This is a genomic window from Serratia sp. 1D1416 (genome assembly GCF_003641105.1).
In the GTDB taxonomy this organism is placed as follows: Bacteria; Pseudomonadota; Gammaproteobacteria; order Enterobacterales; family Enterobacteriaceae; genus Serratia; species Serratia ficaria.
Window position 1 is genome coordinate 1,570,019 of sequence record NZ_CP032738.1, and the last position, 16,720, is coordinate 1,586,738.

Here is a 16,720-nt window from a genome sequence, read left to right on the forward strand (position 1 = left end):
TTTGATTATATTGACTCCGTTCAGAGGCAATTTAGATGAATACTAAAGTCATCACCGCACATGTGCCGTTACCCTTGGTGGAAAAAGTCGATGAGATGGCTGCCAAGCTGGAGCGCTCACGCGGATGGATCGTTAAGCAGGCGCTCACCGCATGGCTCGATCAGGAAGAAGAACGTCGTCGATTAACGCTGGCGGCATTGACCGATGTCGAACAGCAGAATGTTATCGATCATGAATCGGTTGAAGCCTGGGCCGCGAGCCTGAGCAGCGATAAGCCTCTGCCGGTACCGCGCTAATGGATTTAAAATGGACAAGTAAAGCGCTATCGGATTTGGCGCGTTTGTTTGAGTTGCTTGCATCGGTTAATCATGCTGCCGCAGCTAATACGGTACAGGCTTTGGTTGCAGCACCGAAAGTACTGCGTGATAACCCCGTATTGGGGAGAAATTGGATGAATTTATGCCGCATGAGGTGAGGCGTATACTCGTTGGTCGTTATGAAATGCGCTACCAACTTCAATCCTCAACAATTTATATCCTGCGTATTTGGCATACACGTGAAGAGCGTTAGCCTCCATCCCCTGCATTATCACGAGTACCAATCAAGAACGGGGCCTTAGCCCCGTTGGTGGTTACAGCGCTTCGCTCGGCGTCGGCGTTACGCCGCCGCTGCGGCGCTTGCTGAGGAACAGCGCCACCAGCGCCAGCCAGCACAGGCCGCTGACCAGGTTGAACAGGTTGAACAACCCGCTGCCGCCCCAGACGTAGGCGACCTTGGCCAGCTCGATGCCGACGGTAAACACCATCATGCTCAGCATGCCCATGGTGGCGGAAACCGTCCCCTTGCTGACGGCGCTTGAGAACAGCGTCAGGCGGTACAGGCCGGCGTTGGCCAGGCCGATGCCGAAGGCGTACAGGCTCAGGCCCGCGGTCATCCACAGGTAGGCGTGGCCGGAGAACTGGGTCGCCAGCGCGGCGATGAACAACCCCAGCATCATCGGCCCCGCCCCCAGCTTGATCAGGCGTTCCACGCTGTTTTTGCCGGTCAGGCGGGCCAGCGTCAGGTTGCCGAGGATCAGCGCGCCGAACACCGGGATTTGCAGCAGGCCGTAATCCAGCGTCGACAGCGATTCGCCGCTGATCAGGATCACCGGCGACTGGGCTATCCAGGCCAGCAGCGGCAGGCTGGCGAAACCGATCGCCAGCGCGCCGCAGATAAAGCGGCGGTTGCCCAGCACCTGGCGATAGTCGCGCCACAGGTTGGCGGCGGAAAACGCCTCGCCCTGCAGCGCGGCGGTTTCCGGCATCGCCTTCCACAGGCCGTAGAAGGCGATGGCCGCCAGCGCCGCAAACAGCACGAACATGCTCTGCCACGGCGCGACGTGGATCAGCGCCGCGCCGGCCAGCGGCCCGAGCAGCGGGGCGATCAGCGCCACGTTGGCCATCAGCGCGGTGATCTTGATGCACACCGCCTCTTCGAACGATTCCTGAATGGTGGCGTAGCCGACCGCGCCGATAAAGCACAGGCCGATGCCCTGCAGGAAGCGCATGAAGATGAACTGCTCGATGTTGGTCACCAGCAGGATGGCCAGGCAGGAGACGATAAAGAACGCCACCCCGGCCAGCATTACCGGGCGCCGGCCGCGGCGATCCGACAGCGGCCCGAGCAGCCACTGCAGGAAGATGCCGCCTGCCAGATAAGCGGTCATTGAGGTCGGCACCCATTCTTCGCCGGCGTTGAAATCCGCCACTACCGCCAGCATACCGGGCTGGATCATATCGTTGCCGATATAAGTGGCGAATTCGAACAGCACCAGACAAAGAGGGAATAAAAGCGCCTGTCGGCCCAGACGTGCCGCAGGTGGTAAAGTCGTTTTCATATTTATAGTACTGATAGTAAAGAAGAAAAAAGGAACTGCCAGGGCGGGAAGCGCAAACTGAGCGAGTTATGGCGGCTATTTTGCCGCCAATTGTTCACCTTAGCAATCATAAGGTGTTGTTTCAGCACATTCTGATATTTCGCTTTGGGGTTGTCGCCGGCCGCCGTGCCTTATACCCTCTTATCAACATATAAATATACTCGCCATATTTGAGTATTAGACACCCTATCGGACTCGCGCTTGAGCAATAAAATCGGCTGGATAGATAACCTGCGCGCGCTGGCGTGCATGATGGTGGTGATGATCCACGCCACCACCTATTACGTCACCAGCGGCGTGGCGGTGGGGGTGCACAACTGGGATGTCGCCAACGTGCTGAACTCGCTGTCGCGCGTGTCGGTGCCGCTGTTTTTCATGATTTCCGGCTACCTGTTTTTCGGTGAGAAAAGCGCCGGCCGCCGGCATTTTACCCGCATCGCCTGCTGCATTCTGTTCTACAGCGTCATTGCGCTGATCTATATCGCGGCCTGCACCAAGATCGGTTTCTGGCCGTCGCTGCGCGGCATTCTGCTGAAGCCGGTGTTTTATCACCTGTGGTTCTTCTACGCCATCGCCGTTATTTACCTGCTCTCGCCGCTGATTAGCGTCAAACCGGTGTCGCGCCGTTATCTGGCCGCGGTGCTGGCGATCCTGGCGGTGGTCGCCAATCCCAACACCGGCAAGCTGGCCTTCGACAACGTGCACCTGCTGCCGGTCAACCTGTACATCTACGGCGATACCTTCTATTACCTGCTGTATGCGCTGGCCGGACGGGCGATCGGCATGATGGATACCGGGCGGCGCGGCGTCGGCTGGCTGGCGGCGCTGGGATTTGCTCTCAGCGTGGCGCTGATCGCGCGCGGCACCAAGAGCCAGCTGTTCATCAACGGCAATTTCGCCGATACCTACTACATCTACTGCGGCCCGCTGGTGTTTGTCGCCGCGGTATCGCTGCTGGTATGGGTGAAAAACTGCCTGCCGGAGCCGATCGGCTGGCTGAGCCTGTTTTCCCGCCATTCGCTGGCTGTCTACGGTTTTCACGCGATTATCGTCAACTTTATGCGCAGCCGACACCTGGAGCTCACCGCCTACCCGCTGCTGGATATCTTCTGGGTGTTCGGCGTGGCGCTGGCGCTCAGCCTGCTGCTGTCGGCCGGCCTGCAACGGCTGGATACCCGCCGCCTGGTGTCATAGCGGCGGCTGGCGTTGCTGGGCGCGCCGCAGCTGGCGCCCGGAGGAAAAGCCCGCCGCCAGCGCGGCCTTCTCCAGCCCATAGCCCTGCTGCAGCCGCTGCTGCGCCACCGCCAGCCGCAGCTGTTCGTGGTATTCCCGTACGCTGATGCCGACGTGGCTGCGGAACAGCCGCGCCAGATGGCGGCTGCTGACGTGCGCCTTCTCCGCCACCTGCGGCACCGACCATTCGGCCTCCGGCTCGGCGGCCATCACGTCCTGCGCGCGGTGCACCGCCGGGTGCAGATGGTTGCGATGGCGCAGCCAGGGCGAAAGCTGCGGGTCATCGCCGGATCGGCGGAAATACACCACCATTTCACGCGCCACCTCGCGCGCCTGAGCGGCGCCGCAGTAACGGTGGACCAGGTGCAGCGCCAGATCGATGCCGGCGGTGATGCCGGCGGTGGTGCAGACGCCGCGGTCCTCGATGAAAATGCGGTTCTCTTTCACCTGCGCCGCCGGCGCCTGGCGGCGAATATCGGCGATCAGATCGTGATGGGTGGTGCACCGATAGCCGTCGAGCAGCCCGGCCTGCGCCGCCAGCAGCGCGCCGGAGCAGATGCAGACCAGCGTGATGCGCCGCCGTTGCAGATCGGGCCGCAGCGTCGTCAGCCAGCGGCGCGCCTGTTCGGCTTCCGCATGGGCGGCGAAATGCTGCGAATCGCTGACGCCCGGCACCACCAGAATGGCGCCGTCCTCCAGCCGCTCGGGCAGCGGCGCCAGGCCGCCCAGCGTCAGGCCGATGGAGCTGACTATCTGCGGCGTCGGGCCGAGGTAGCGCAGGCTGAACTGCCCGGCCAGGCGCAGGGCTTCGGCCGGGCCGCTGACGTCCAGCGACAGCACGTTGGGCAGCAGCAGAAAGTAGACGGCCTGCGGCATGATCACTCCTGTTCGAGTTGCGCCAGGGCTTCATCCACGCTGGCGATGCGGGCGAAACGATCGGCCAGCACGGTCTCAGTATGCCGCTTCAGTTGCTCGGGGGTAAAGACCCCGCCGTCGGGGTGGCGCATCGGGAAGGTCAGCGTCGCCTCGGTGACGAAGGTCACCCGATAGCCGAAATCGGCCGCCACCCGGGCGGTGGTTTCACAGCACTGTTCGGTGCGGATGCCGGAGACGATCAGGTGCTTGATGTGCCGCTCGAGCAGCCAGGCGTCCAGCCCGGTTTCGCTCAGCGCGTTGTGCACCCGCTTGTGGACGGTGAAATCCGCCCGATGGCGGAGGAACGGCAGGCGCTGCACGTGGCCGGAAGCCAGCGAGAAAGGCCCTGTCTGCGAGACGTGGAAGACGTCGACCAGCGGCACGCCCCGTTGGCGGCAGCCGTCGATCAGGCGCGCCAACGCGCCTTGAAAAGCGGGCAGGTCGTCTTCCCGCCAGAATGGACGATGCTGGAATGATTGTTGAACATCGATGATCAATAATGCGCTCTGTGACATTTTCGGCCCTCCGCCAATCAGGTATGGCGCCATACTGCGCCGCTAATCGATAAGGCAGAAGGCCAAAAACGGCCATCATGGTGGCGTCAGCGGACCAGCGTCAGGCTTTGCTGACTTGCCCGGCCACCAGGCGCCCCCGATGGAAGGTGGCGCTGCGCGCCGGCAGGCGGGCCACCGCTTCGGCGGAACAGCTGGCGTCGACCAGCACGAACTCGGCGCCGTCGCCCACTTTGGGCCAGGTACGCCGGCCCTTATCGTCGAGCGGCAGCACCCCGCCGGTGGCGATGGCCATCGCCCGCGACAGATGGAATTCGTCGGAGCCGCGATACAGCTGGGCATAAAGGTTGGCCTTCTCCAGGATGTCGCCGCTGCCGAACGGCGACCAGTGGTCAGTCACGCTGTCGGTTCCGGTCATCACAAATACCCCCTTTTCGCTCAGCTGCGGCAGCGGCATCATCAGGCTGCCGATCGGCACCGTCGACGCGATGGTGATCCGCTGCGCCGCCAGCCGGGTGGCGGTTTCCGCCAGTTCGCCCGGGGTGAGGGTGGTCAGGGCGAAGGCATGACTGAGGGTGACCTTGCCGCGCAGCGCCGGGTTCTTCTCCACGGTGGCGATCATGTAGTTGATGGCGGCCACCCCGGCCGGGCTGGTTTCGTGCAGATGAATGTCGACGCCCTTGCCGGTGTCGAGGGCGATCTGGAACATCGCGTCCAGCGACTGCTCCATCGCGCCGTCGACGTTGGTCGGATCCAGCCCGCCGACGTACTGTACCCCCATCTGCATCGCTTCGCGCATCAGGCCGTCAACCCTGGAATGCAGCAGGCCGTGCTGCGGGAAGGCGACGATCTCGCAGCTGAAATCCGCCCGGTGATTTTCCAGCGCGCGCTGCAGGTGCTCCAGGCTCTTCAACCCGCTGACCGGGTCGATATTGCAGTGGCTGCGCGCCACCGTGCTGCCCTTGGACTGCAGCAGGGCGATCAGGTTTTCCGCCCGCTGCTGCGAGGTGGGCAGCAGTTGCGGGATCAGCGTCTGCTCCAGCGCGATCATGTCCATGATGGTTTTGCCCTGGCGCGGGCGCGGCGCCTGCCAGGGGCCGCTGTAAAAGGTTTTGTCCAGATGGATGTGCATGTCGCGGAACGTCGGCAGCAGCAGCTGACCCTGCGCCTTATAGCGGGGAATGCCGGCCGGCGGCGCGGCGTCCGCCGCGTGGATGGCGGCCACCTTGCCGTCTTTGATTTCCAGCTGGTACAGCGCGGTGCGGGTGCCGATCACCGTCTCGCCGTCGTATTCGAAGCCGTCTTCCAGCCGCACTTCGCTCAGCAGGTAGTGGCGGTCGGTCAGGCTCATCGGCTGCGGATCGCACTGGCCGGCGGCGGCCGGGGAGGCCTGCGCCACGCCGCCGGTCAGGCCGATCACCGCGCAGGCGGTGGTGATTTTGCCGGTTTGGCTGAGGAAGGCTCTGCGGCTTTGTTGTTGGGCTTTTTCCACGTTCGGTTCCTTAATCCAGAGGGGAGGTGCATCAAAATACCCCCCAATTTAGGAGAGGAACCGACGGGTTGGCAGCGAAATTTGCCAATAGTGACTATTCGATTTGGCAATGACCGCCCGATCACATCAACGGCAGCAGGCAGCGGTACAGCTCGCGGAAGGTGGCGCGCTGCGCGGCGTATTGCCGGTGGCGCTCGGCATCCGGCACATGCCGCTGCTCGAGCGGCAATTCGGGCAGCAGTTCGGCCAGCGGGCGCTGCGGGTTGAGCGCAATCTGCGCCAGCCGCGCCGCGCCCAGCGCCGGGCCGACGTCGCCGCCGGTGCGGTATTCCAGCCGCTGGCCGCTGATGTCCGCCAGCATCTGCCGCCAGAACGGGCTGCGCGCGCCGCCGCCGATAAGCCGGATGCTGGTGGGCTGCAGGCCGCCGGCATGCAGCGCATCCATGCCGTCGGCCAGGGCGAACCCCACGCCCTCCAGCACCGCGCGCGCCAGATCGTTCGGCCCGTGCTGGTGGGTCAGGCCCCAGAATGCGCCCTTGGCGTTGGGATTGTTGTGCGGGGTGCGCTCGCCGGACAGATAAGGCAGGAACCACAGCGGCGTTTCCGCCGGGGCGGCCCGCTCGACGTTGTGCAGCAGCGTGGCGACGCCGTCGACGTTGGTCAACCGGCAAACCCAGTCGAGGCAAGAGGCGGCGCTGAGCGTCACCGACATCAGGTGCCAGCTGTTCGGCAGCGCGTGGCAGAAGCTGTGCACCGCGCCGGCCGGGTTGCTGAGGAAGCCGTCGCTGACCGCAAAGTAGACGCCGGAGGTGCCGAGCGACAGCATCGCCTGCCCGGCCTGATACAGCCCGACGCCGATCGCCCCGGCCGCGTTGTCGCCGCCGCCGGCCACCACCGGCACCGGCGGCATGCCCCAGCGCTGCGCCAGTTCGGCGCGGATCTGGCCGGTCAGCTGATTGCCCTCGAACAGCTGCGGCATCTGGCGGCGGCTCAGGCCGCAGGCGGCCAGCAATTCGTCGCTCCAGTCGCGCCGCGCCACGTCCAGCCACAGGGTGCCGGCGGCATCGGACATATCGCTGGCGAATTCGCCGGTCAGGCACCAGCGCAGATAATCCTTGGGCAGCAGCACCTTGTCGATGCGGCTGAACAGCTGCGGCTCGTGCTGTTTCACCCACAGCAGCTTCGGCGCGGTGAAGCCGGGCATCATCAGGTTGCCGGTTATCTGGCGCGAGCGCGGCACCGCCTGCTCCAGCGCCTGACACTGGGCGAGGCTGCGGCCGTCGTTCCACAGGATGGCCGGGCGCAGCACCTGCTGGCGCGCGTCCAGCAGCGTGGCGCCGTGCATCTGGCCGCTCAGGCCGATGGCCCTGACCTGCCGCAGGCCGTGCAGCTTGCCCAGCGCCAGCATGGCGCTGTCGGCGGCGCGCCACCAGTCCTGCGGCGCCTGTTCGGACCACAGCGGATGGGGGCGGGAAATGGCCAACGGCTCGCCGTGGCTGGCGAGCAGTTGGCCCTGTTCGTCGAGCAAGACTGCTTTAACGCCGGAGGTGCCGAGATCGAGGCCGATGTACATGATTGGGATCCTTTAAAGCGCGGCGGCGGGCGCCGCGCGGGTATGCCCTTCATTCTTCAGGCTGCATCTGTGTTGGCTGCCTGCGCCCCCCTGCCAGGTACTGGCCGTACGCTTCCGGGGATGCGCTTGGTTGCCGCCATGATGCAACTCGAATTATTTTGGGCATAGTTAACCGAACAGGTAGCGATTCATCAGGTTTTCAAGCTGTTCCTGACGGCCGCTGGCATGCTGCGGCGCCAGTGCATGTTGCTCAGCGTACTGCGCCAGCGCTTCCAGCGACAGTTTGCCCTGCAAAATTTGCTGGCCCAGCTCACCGTTCCAGCCGGCGTAGCGGCGGGATACCTGCTGATGCAGCCGGCCGTCGGCGACCATCTTCGCCGCCACCTTCAGCGCCAGCGCCAGGGTATCCATCGCGCCGATATGGCCGTAGAACAGGTCGTATTTGTCGGTGCTCTGGCGGCGCACCTTGGCGTCGAAATTCAGCCCGCCGGTGGTGAAACCGCCCGCCTTGAGGATTTCGAACATCACCAGCGCGTTTTCCTCCACGCTGTTCGGGAACTGGTCGGTGTCCCAGCCCAGCTGCGGATCGCCGCGGTTGGCGTCGACCGAGCCAAAGATGCCGAGCGCGATGGCGCTGGCGACTTCGTGATGGAACGAGTGGCCGGCCAGGGTGGCGTGGTTGGCCTCGATGTTGACCTTGATCTCCTTCTCCAGCCCGAACTGCCGGAGGAAGCCGTATACCGTCGCGACGTCATAGTCGTACTGGTGTTTGGTGGGCTCCTGCGGTTTGGGCTCGATCAGCAGCGTGCCCTGGAAGCCGGTTTTGTGTTTGTGCTCCACCACCATCTGCATAAAGCGGCCGATCTGTTCGCGCTCCTGGCGCAGATCGGTATTGAGCAGGGTTTCATAGCCCTCGCGGCCGCCCCACAGCACATAGTTTTCGCCGCCCAGCCGTTGGGTGGCGTTCATGGCGGCGAACACCTGCGTTGCCGCCCAGCTGAACACTTCCGGATCCGGGCTGGTGGCGGCCCCGGCGCCGTAGCGCGGATGGGTAAAGCAGTTGGCGGTGCCCCACAGCAGCTTCACGCCGCTGCTTTGCTGTTTCTCCGCCAGCACATCGGTCATTACCGCAAAGTTGTGCAGATATTCTTTCAGCGATGCGCCTTCCGGCGAGACGTCGACGTCGTGGAAGCAGTAGTAAGGCACGTTCAGCTTGTGGAAGAACTCGAACGCCACATCGGCCTTGCGCTTCGCCAGCTCGAGGGCGTCGCCCGGCTGCTGCCAGGGCCGATCGAAGGCGCCGACGCCGAACATGTCCGCGCCGTTCCAGCAGAAGGTGTGCCAGTAGCAGGCGGCGAAGCGCAGGTGGTCGGCCATGCGCTTGCCGAGCACCAGCTCATCGGGATTGTAGTGGCGAAACGCCAGCGGATTGTTGCTGTCTGGGCCTTCGTAGCGGACCTGCTCAAGCTGATCAAAATAGGATTGCATTATCGACTCCTGGGTAGCGATGCCCGGTTTTCGGGATGCATTTATCTTCGGAGTAAGCCGCCGGCGCCTCAATTACGTTATTTCACACTTAAATTCACAGAATTATTAAATGTGCGCTGGCTCGCATAATAGGGTTTTTAATTGTTGCCGATTCGATTTTTATTGGTCGCCATGCGCGTTTACAAGGAGAAAGCATGACCGCCATCATAAAACCGAGATTAAACCAAAAATCATAATTCGCCGGTAAAAATCAGTAATTGCCGAAGTGAGAATAAGCGTCAACAATCCGCCCTAAGCTGAACCACCGGCCCGTTTCAATTATTGCCCCTACAGGTTTAATAACAAAGGTATATAAGATGAAATTAAAACCCCTGTTTCTGTCGGTCTGCGCGCTGCTGGCGCTGGCCAGCCAACCGGCGCTGAGCAAAGAAGTCAAAATCGGCATGGCGATCGACGATCTGCGCCTGGAACGCTGGCAAAAAGACCGTGATATTTTCGTCAGCAAGGCCAAGTCGCTGGGGGCGGACGTGTTCGTCCAGTCGGCGAACGGCAATGAAGAGACCCAGATGGCGCAGATTGAAAATATGATCAACCGCGGCGTCGACGTGCTGGTGATTATTCCCTACAACGGCCAGGTATTGAGCAACGTGATCGGCGAGGCCAAGCGCGAAGGGATCAAGGTGCTGGCTTATGATCGCATGATCAACAACGCCGATATCGATTTTTATATCTCCTTCGATAATGAAAAGGTCGGCGAACTGCAGGCGCAGAGCCTGGTGCAGCGAGTGCCGCAGGGCAATTATTTCCTGATGGGCGGCTCGCCGGTGGATAACAACGCCAAGCTGTTCCGTCAGGGGCAGATGAAGGTGCTGCAGCCGCTGATCGCCGGTGGAAAAATCAAGGTGGTGGGCGATCAGTGGGTCGACGGCTGGCTGCCGGAAAATGCGTTGAAAATTATGGAAAATGCGCTGACCGCCAACAACAACCACATCGATGCGGTGGTGGCATCCAACGACGCCACCGCCGGCGGGGCGATCCAGGCGCTGGCCGCGCAGGGCCTGGCGGGCAAGGTCGCCATTTCCGGGCAGGACGCCGATTTAGCGGCGGTGAAGCGCATCGTCGCCGGTACCCAAACCATGACGGTCTACAAGCCGATCAGCCAGCTGGCCGACGAGGCGGCGGGCATCGCGGTGCAGCTGGGCAAGGGCGAGCAGCCGAAATCCAACGCCGCGTTGAATAACGGCAGTAAATCGGTGCCGGCCTGGTTATTGACGCCAATCCAGGTAGACAAGTCGAATATCGACAGCACTATTATTGCCGACGGTTTCCACAAGAAGTCTGACGTTAATTAATGCCGAACCCGGTGATGCGGAGGGAATAATGCCCTGCCTATTGGAAATGAAAAATATCACCATGCAATTCGGCGCGGTCAAGGCCGTGGATAATGTCAGCCTGCAATTAGAGGCCGGCCAGGTATTATCGCTGTGCGGTGAAAATGGTTCGGGAAAATCCACCCTGATGAAAGTGCTGTGCGGAATATATCCGCACGGCAGTTATCGGGGCGAGATTTATTTTTCGGACGATTTATTAGCGGCAAAAAACATTCGCGATACCGAGCTGAAAGGCATTGCCATCATCCATCAGGAGCTGGCGCTGGTGAAACAGATGACGGTATTGGAAAACATGTTTCTCGGCAACGAGCAGTGCCGCCGCGGGGTGATGGATTACGACGCCATGTACCTGCGCTGCCGGCGCATGCTGGCGCAGGTGAAGCTGGACGTCGATCCCAACGTCCGCGTCGGCGAACTGGGGCTGGGCCAGCAGCAGCTGGTGGAGATCGCCAAGGCGCTGAACAAGCAGGTGCGGCTGCTGGTGCTGGACGAACCGACGGCGTCGCTGACCGAAAGCGAGACCGCCACGCTGCTGGCGATCATTCAGGATCTGCGCGATCACGGCATCGCCTGCATCTACATTTCGCACAAGCTGAACGAGGTGAAGGCCATCTCGGATCTGATCTGCGTGATCCGCGACGGCAGGCATATCGGCACCCGACCGGCGGCGTCGATGAGCGAAGACGACATCATCGCCATGATGGTGGGGCGCGAACTGACCGAACTGTATCCGCAGCAGCAGCACGCCATCGGCGAGGTGATCCTGCAGGTGGACAACCTGACCGCCTGGCACCCGGTTAACCGCCACATACGCCGGGTGGACGACGTGTCGTTCAGCCTGCGGCGCGGCGAGATACTCGGCGTCGCCGGGCTGGTGGGCTCCGGCCGCAGCGAAACCATGCAGTGCCTGTTCGGCGTCTATCCCGGCCGCTGGCAGGGCCGCATCAGCATCGACGGTCAGCCGGCCGACATCGACCATTGCCGCGAAGCGATGCGGCACGGCATCGCCATGGTGCCGGAGGACCGCAAGCGCGACGGCATCGTGCCGGTGATGGGGGTGGGCGCCAATATGACGCTGGCGGCGCTGAGCGATTTCAGCGGGGCGCTGACGGTGATCGACGATGCGCGGGAGCAGGCGACCATTCGCCAGTCGCTGGCGCAGCTCAAGGTGAAAACGTCTTCGCCCGAGCTGGCGATCGCGCGGCTGAGCGGCGGCAATCAGCAGAAGGCGATTTTGGCCAGGTGCCTGCTGCTGAAGCCGAAAATCCTGATTCTGGATGAGCCGACCCGCGGCATAGACATCGGCGCTAAACAGGAAATCTATAAATTGATCAACCAGCTGGCGCAGCAGGGTATCGCGGTGATCGTGGTGTCTTCGGAGCTGCCGGAGGTGCTGGGCCTGAGCGACCGGGTGCTGGTGATGCATCAGGGGCGCATCAAGGCGTCGTTGGCCAACCGCGGCCTGACCCAGGAACAGGTGATGGAAGCCGCATTGAGGAGTGAAACCGATGTTGAAAAGCACGCAGTCTGAAGCCATCGCGCAGCAAGTTACGGCGAAAAAAACGATGTTGGGGCTGAAATCCGTCAACTTTCAGGTGTTGGTGATGTTGGCGGCCATCGCCGCGATTATGTTGTTTTTCACCTTCACTACCGAGGGGGCCTATCTCAGCGCGCGCAATATTTCCAACCTGCTGCGCCAGACGGCGATCACCGGCATTTTGGCGGTCGGCATGGTGTTCGTGATTATTTCGGCGGAGATCGACCTGTCGGTCGGCTCGATGATGGGGCTGCTGGGGGGCGCGGCGGCGATTTTCGACGTCTGGCTCGGCTGGCCGCTGCCGCTGACCATCGCGGTGACGCTGTTGGCCGGCCTGCTGCTGGGCGCTTGGAACGGCTGGTGGGTGGCGTACCGCAAGGTGCCGTCGTTTATCGTCACGCTGGCGGGCATGCTGGCCTTTCGCGGCATCCTGATCGGCATCACCAACGGCACCACGGTGGCGCCGACCAGCGGCGCCATGTCGCAGATTGGCCAGAGCTACCTGCCGGACGGGCTGGGGTTTGGCATCGGCGCCGTCGGTCTGATGCTGTTCGTCGCCTGGCAGTGGCGGCGGCGCAGCCGGCGCGCGCAGCTGGGATTGCCGGTGGCGGCAGCGGCAGGCGACGTTACCCGGCAAAGCGTTCTGGCGCTGTCGGTGCTGGGCGCGGTGTATTTGCTTAACGACTACCGCGGCGTGCCGACGCCGGTACTGATCCTCACCGCGCTGATGCTGGCGGGGGTCTTTATGGCGGCCCGCACCGCCTTTGGCCGCCGGATCTACGCCATCGGCGGCAATATCGACGCCGCGCGCCTGTCGGGAGTCAACGTCGAACGCACCAAGCTGGCGGTGTTCGCCATCAACGGCCTGATGGTGGCGATCGCCGGGCTGATCCTCAGCTCGCGGTTGGGCGCCGGCTCGCCGTCGGCGGGCAATATCGCCGAGCTGGACGCCATCGCCGCCTGCGTGATCGGCGGCACCAGCCTGGCCGGCGGGGTCGGCAGCGTGGCCGGCGCGGTGATGGGGGCGTTTATCATGGCTTCGCTGGATAACGGCATGAGCATGCTGGACGTGCCGACCTTCTGGCAGTACATCGTCAAGGGCGCCATCCTGCTGCTGGCGGTGTGGATGGACTCCGCCACCAAGCGGCGGGCGTGACAATCGCGCCCGGGGTCACAGTTATGCAGTGGGGCATTCCGCTCTCGAAGCTGGCTGTGCTATCCCAGAGAGCTGTTTGCTTAACGGGGATCACGCATGTTCGAGAAGCGCTTTCGCATTACGTTGCTGTTCAACGCCAATAAAGTGTATGACCGCCAGGTGGTTGAGGGCGTCGGGGAGTATTTGCAGGCTTCGCAGTGCGACTGGGACATCTTCATTGAAGAGGATTTCCGCTGCCGTATCGACAACATCAAGGACTGGCTGGGGGACGGCGTGATCGCCGACTTCGACGATCGCGAAATCGAGCGCTTGCTGCATAACGTCGGGGTGCCGATTGTCGGCGTGGGCGGTTCTTATCATCGCGAAGCGGACTACCCGCCGGTGCACTATATCGCCACCGACAATCAGGCGCTGGTGGACGCGGCTTTTATGCACCTGAAAGAAAAGGGCATCAACCGCTTCGCCTTCTACGGCCTGCCGGTCGAAGGCGGCAAACGCTGGGCGCAGGAGCGTGAACACGCCTTCCGCCAGCGGGTGGCGGCGGAGCGGTACCAGGGCGTGGTGTATCAGGGCATGGCCACCGCGCCGGAGAACTGGCAGTACGCCCAGAATCGGTTGGCGGACTGGGTGCAGACCCTGCCGCAGCAGACCGGCATTATCGCCGTGACCGACGCGCGGGCGCGCCATCTGCTGCAGGTGTGCGAACATCTGGACATCGCGGTGCCGGAAAAGCTGTGCGTGATCGGCATCGACAACGAAGAGCTGACGCGTTACCTGTCGCGGGTGGCGCTGTCTTCGGTGGCGCAGGGCACCCGGCAGATGGGCTACCGCGCCGCCAAGCTGCTGCACCAACTGCTTGACCGGCGCGACCTGCCGCTGCAGCGCATTCTGGTGCCGCCGGTGAAGGTGATAGCACGCCGCTCCACCGATTTCCGCTCGCTGCGCGATCCGGCGGTGATTCGGGCCATGCACTACATTCGCCATCACGCCTGTAAGGGCATCAAGGTCGAGCAGGTGCTGGACGCGGTCGGCATGTCGCGCTCCAATCTGGAGAAGCGCTTCCGGGACGAGACCGGCCAAACCATCCACCATGTGATCCATCAGGAAAAGCTGGATCGCGCCAGAAACCTGCTGACCGCCACTTCGCTGACCATCAACGAGATTTCCCAAATGTGCGGCTATCCTTCGCTGCAGTATTTTTATTCGGTGTTCAAGAAAGGCTATGACGCCACGCCGAAAGAGTATCGCCAGCGCTATGGCGAAGGCGGGTATTAGCCGGGTTTAGGCCAACCCGCAAAACGCCTGCAGCCGTTCCGCCAGCGCCGGGGTGGCGGCGGGGGCGCCGTCGCGGTAATACAGCGCCAGCTCGAGGCTGTCGACCGGCGGTAACCCTTCTGCCGCGCCCAGCACCCGGTGCGTGGGCAGCCGGCAGCCGGCCGGCAACAGGGTAACGCCCAACCCGGCGGCGGAGGCGGCGGTCAGCGCCGCCAGGCTGGCGCTGCTGTAGCCGATGCGCCAGCGCTTGCCGAGGTTATCCAGCGCCTGGCACAGCTCCTCGCGGTACAGGCCGTTGAGCGGAAACACCGCCAGCGGCACCGGCGATTGCTCGATGGCCGGAAAGGCCAGGCTGTCCAACCACAGCAGAGGTTCCGGCCGCGCGGCGCGCGGCGGCTGGCGGCGGCGCTGCTTCACCAGGATCAGATCCAGCTCTTCACGCGCGTAGGCGCTGTGCAGATCGGCGCTCAGGCCGCTGGTGACGTCCAGCCGCAGGTGCGGGTGCTCGCGGCTGAATTCGGCCAGCAGCCCGGTGGTCGGCACGGCGAAATCCTCCGGCATGCCCAGCCGCAGCACGCCGTCGCGCCAGACCCCGGTCAGCGCGTCGTGCGCCTCTTCGTTCAGCGCGATAATGCGCCGCGCGTAGCTCAGCAGCTTCTCGCCTTCTTCGGTCAATTGAACCTGATGCGACGAGCGTTCGAACAGCGGTTTGCCCAGCATCTCTTCCAGCCGGCGCACCTGCTGGCTGACGGTGGACTGCGACAAAAACACCCGCTCCGCGGCGCGGGTGAAGCTGTTGCTGTCGCATACCGCCACGAAGCTGAGCAGTAACTGCGGATTGAACATCGGGTAACGATTCATTTTCCCACTGTTGGTTATTTTATTATTTAATTTCCCAATACTAGCGGCGTTGCCTAGAGTAATGCAACGCTGCGGCGCCTCCTCTGTGACGCCGCACTCTTTCTCTCGCTGTGCCAGGAATATACCGTGTTAAATCATTCTGTTAATCAATCCACACCGCGCCGCTGGTTCAACCCCCTGCTGTGGGCGCTGGTGCTGATCGGCCTGAATATGCGCCCGCTGCTGACCTCGATCGGTCCGCTGCTGCCGACGCTGCGCCAGGCCACCGGGCTGAGCTTCGGCGGCGCGGCCCTGTTGACCGCCCTGCCGGTGCTGATGATGGGCCTGATGGCGCTGGCGGGCGGCGCCATTAACCGGCTGTTCAGCGAAAGAACCGCCGTGGCGCTGAGCCTGCTGGCGATCGGCCTTGGCGCCGGCTGGCGTGAGCTGGCGCCGGGCAGCACCCAGCTGTTGTTGAGCGCGGTGCTGGGCGGGTTGGGGATTGGGGTGATCCAGGCGGTGATGCCCGGCATCATCAAGCATCATTTCCTCAAGCAAATGGCGCTGGTGGCCGGGCTGTGGTCGGCGGCGCTGATGGGCGGCGGCGGGCTGGGCGCGGCGATCGCTCCCTGGCTGATGAGCGCGGGCCACGATTGGCACAGCGCGCTGGCCTGGTGGGCATTGCCGGCGCTGGTGGCGCTGCTTGCCTGGTGGCCGGTGAGCCGCGGGCTGTCTCGCCTTTCCGCCCCTGGCGCGGCCAGGGGCCAGAGCCTGCTGCCCAACCGCCGCGCCTGGCTGCTCGGCGCCTATTTCGGCCTGATCAACGGCGGCTACACCAGCCTGATCGCCTGGCTGCCGCCGTATTACATGCAGCTCGGCTGGCAGCCGCAGGCCAGCGGCTCGCTGCTGGCGCTGATGACCTTCGGCCAGGTGGTGGGGGCGCTGCTGCTGCCGGCGCTGGCGCGCGGCCATGACCGGCGGCCGCTGTTGCTGCTGGCGCTGCTGATGCAACTGATCGGTTTTATCGGCCTGATTTACCTGCCGCAGACCCTGCCGTGGCTGTGGGTGCTGGTCTCCGGCCTGGGACTGGGCGGCGCTTTCCCGCTGTGCCTGGTGCTGGCGCTCGATCATATTCATCAGCCGGCGGCGGCCGGGCGGCTGGTGGCCTTTATGCAGGGCATCGGCTTTCTGCTGGCGGGTGTGACGCCTTATCTCTCCGGCCTGCTGCGCGACTACAGCGGCGGCTTCGTGCTCGACTGGCAGATCCACGCGCTGCTGGTGGCGGTATTGATCGCCATTACCTGGCGCTTTCATCCGCACAGCTACCGGCGGGCGTTCGCCGAATAATATTTCTGTCATTGCGGCTCCCTATAGTGACGTTGCTTTTACT

General features: G+C 63.3%; 14 protein-coding genes and 1 pseudogene. 8 read left to right on the forward strand and 7 right to left on the reverse strand.

Features of this window, described 5'->3' with window-relative positions:
• Positions 1 to 35: 35 nt before the first annotated feature.
• The gene (locus D7I37_RS07485; protein ID WP_061797877.1) at positions 36 to 296 is read left to right on the forward strand and encodes a CopG family ribbon-helix-helix protein; all 261 of its coding nucleotides are present in this window, start codon (positions 36 to 38) and stop codon (positions 294 to 296) included.
• A pseudogene (locus D7I37_RS07490) lies at positions 296 to 570 on the forward strand (type II toxin-antitoxin system RelE/ParE family toxin). The gene D7I37_RS07485 and the pseudogene D7I37_RS07490 overlap by 1 nt, the downstream one beginning before the upstream one ends.
• Before the next feature lie 61 nt (positions 571 to 631).
• Here D7I37_RS07490 and D7I37_RS07495 read toward each other — a convergent pair.
• Complete coding sequence (locus D7I37_RS07495; RefSeq protein WP_095094918.1) at positions 632 to 1,879, reverse strand: MFS transporter; 1,248 nt, start codon at positions 1,877 to 1,879, stop codon at positions 632 to 634.
• A 240-nt stretch (positions 1,880 to 2,119) separates the two neighbouring features.
• Here D7I37_RS07495 and D7I37_RS07500 point away from each other — a divergent pair, with 240 nt between their 5' ends.
• Positions 2,120 to 3,112 (forward strand): acyltransferase, encoded by a 993-nt coding sequence (locus tag D7I37_RS07500; RefSeq protein WP_129543506.1) that lies wholly within the window; start codon positions 2,120 to 2,122, stop codon positions 3,110 to 3,112.
• Here D7I37_RS07500 and D7I37_RS07505 read toward each other — a convergent pair.
• The 5 genes from D7I37_RS07505 to xylA form a co-directional block, all read right to left on the reverse strand.
• Complete coding sequence (locus tag D7I37_RS07505) at positions 3,107 to 4,027, reverse strand: GlxA family transcriptional regulator (protein WP_061797880.1); 921 nt, start codon at positions 4,025 to 4,027, stop codon at positions 3,107 to 3,109. The two genes, D7I37_RS07500 and D7I37_RS07505, sit on opposite strands and share 6 nt — an antisense overlap.
• Positions 4,028 to 4,029: 2 nt before the next feature.
• Positions 4,030 to 4,581 (reverse strand): cysteine hydrolase family protein, encoded by a 552-nt coding sequence (locus D7I37_RS07510; protein ID WP_129543507.1) that lies wholly within the window; start codon positions 4,579 to 4,581, stop codon positions 4,030 to 4,032.
• 100 nt (positions 4,582 to 4,681) lie between these two features.
• A complete protein-coding gene (locus D7I37_RS07515; RefSeq protein WP_129543508.1) occupies positions 4,682 to 6,070 on the reverse strand; it encodes an amidohydrolase family protein in 1,389 nt (462 codons plus the stop codon).
• Between the two features lie 121 nt (positions 6,071 to 6,191).
• Positions 6,192 to 7,643 carry a xylulokinase gene (gene xylB, locus D7I37_RS07520; protein ID WP_061797883.1) on the reverse strand — a complete coding sequence of 484 codons (1,452 nt, stop codon included), beginning with the start codon at positions 7,641 to 7,643 and terminating at the stop codon, positions 6,192 to 6,194.
• A 168-nt stretch (positions 7,644 to 7,811) separates the two neighbouring features.
• Positions 7,812 to 9,131, reverse strand: a complete 1,320-nt coding sequence (xylA, locus tag D7I37_RS07525; RefSeq protein ID WP_061797884.1) for a xylose isomerase — start codon at positions 9,129 to 9,131, stop codon at positions 7,812 to 7,814.
• Positions 9,132 to 9,487: 356 nt separating this feature from the next.
• On the opposite strand from xylA, the gene xylF reads away from it, so the two are divergent.
• The 4 genes from xylF (at position 9,488) to xylR (ending at position 14,490) form a co-directional block, all read left to right on the forward strand.
• Complete coding sequence (gene xylF, locus D7I37_RS07530) at positions 9,488 to 10,483, forward strand: D-xylose ABC transporter substrate-binding protein (RefSeq protein ID WP_061797885.1); 996 nt, start codon at positions 9,488 to 9,490, stop codon at positions 10,481 to 10,483.
• Between the two features lie 28 nt (positions 10,484 to 10,511).
• The gene (locus D7I37_RS07535) at positions 10,512 to 12,053 is read left to right on the forward strand and encodes a xylose ABC transporter ATP-binding protein (RefSeq protein WP_061797886.1); all 1,542 of its coding nucleotides are present in this window, start codon (positions 10,512 to 10,514) and stop codon (positions 12,051 to 12,053) included.
• On the forward strand, positions 12,031 to 13,215 hold the full coding sequence (xylH, locus tag D7I37_RS07540) for a xylose ABC transporter permease XylH (RefSeq protein ID WP_129543509.1): 1,185 nt from the start codon (positions 12,031 to 12,033) through the stop codon (positions 13,213 to 13,215). Before D7I37_RS07535 ends, xylH begins: the two co-directional genes overlap by 23 nt.
• Before the next feature lie 96 nt (positions 13,216 to 13,311).
• Entirely contained in the window at positions 13,312 to 14,490 is a 1,179-nt protein-coding gene (gene xylR / locus D7I37_RS07545) for a D-xylose utilization transcriptional activator XylR (RefSeq protein WP_061797889.1), read from the forward strand.
• Positions 14,491 to 14,496: 6 nt separating this feature from the next.
• On the opposite strand, the gene D7I37_RS07550 is transcribed toward xylR, so the two are convergent.
• The gene (locus D7I37_RS07550; RefSeq protein WP_061797890.1) at positions 14,497 to 15,351 is read right to left on the reverse strand and encodes a LysR family transcriptional regulator; all 855 of its coding nucleotides are present in this window, start codon (positions 15,349 to 15,351) and stop codon (positions 14,497 to 14,499) included.
• A 126-nt stretch (positions 15,352 to 15,477) separates the two neighbouring features.
• Between D7I37_RS07550 and D7I37_RS07555 the strand changes: the two genes are divergently transcribed.
• Positions 15,478 to 16,677 (forward strand): cyanate transporter, encoded by a 1,200-nt coding sequence (locus D7I37_RS07555; protein ID WP_129543510.1) that lies wholly within the window; start codon positions 15,478 to 15,480, stop codon positions 16,675 to 16,677.
• The last annotated feature ends 43 nt before the right edge of the window (positions 16,678 to 16,720 follow it).

Excerpts from the sequence above, each read along its gene's own strand:
- D7I37_RS07485 (WP_061797877.1), top strand. The coding sequence starts at position 36 with ATGAATACTAAAGTCATCACCGCACATGTGCCGTTACCCTTGGTGGAA.
- D7I37_RS07495 (WP_095094918.1), bottom strand. The coding sequence starts at position 1,879 with ATGAAAACGACTTTACCACCTGCGGCACGTCTGGGCCGACAGGCGCTT.
- D7I37_RS07505 (WP_061797880.1), bottom strand. The coding sequence starts at position 4,027 with ATGCCGCAGGCCGTCTACTTTCTGCTGCTGCCCAACGTGCTGTCGCTG.
- D7I37_RS07510 (WP_129543507.1), bottom strand. The coding sequence starts at position 4,581 with ATGTCACAGAGCGCATTATTGATCATCGATGTTCAACAATCATTCCAG.
- xylB (WP_061797883.1), bottom strand. The coding sequence starts at position 7,643 with ATGTACATCGGCCTCGATCTCGGCACCTCCGGCGTTAAAGCAGTCTTG.
- xylA (WP_061797884.1), bottom strand. The coding sequence starts at position 9,131 with ATGCAATCCTATTTTGATCAGCTTGAGCAGGTCCGCTACGAAGGCCCA.
- xylF (WP_061797885.1), top strand. The coding sequence starts at position 9,488 with ATGAAATTAAAACCCCTGTTTCTGTCGGTCTGCGCGCTGCTGGCGCTG.
- D7I37_RS07535 (WP_061797886.1), top strand. The coding sequence starts at position 10,512 with ATGCCCTGCCTATTGGAAATGAAAAATATCACCATGCAATTCGGCGCG.
- xylH (WP_129543509.1), top strand. The coding sequence starts at position 12,031 with ATGTTGAAAAGCACGCAGTCTGAAGCCATCGCGCAGCAAGTTACGGCG.
- xylR (WP_061797889.1), top strand. The coding sequence starts at position 13,312 with ATGTTCGAGAAGCGCTTTCGCATTACGTTGCTGTTCAACGCCAATAAA.
- D7I37_RS07550 (WP_061797890.1), bottom strand. The coding sequence starts at position 15,351 with ATGAATCGTTACCCGATGTTCAATCCGCAGTTACTGCTCAGCTTCGTG.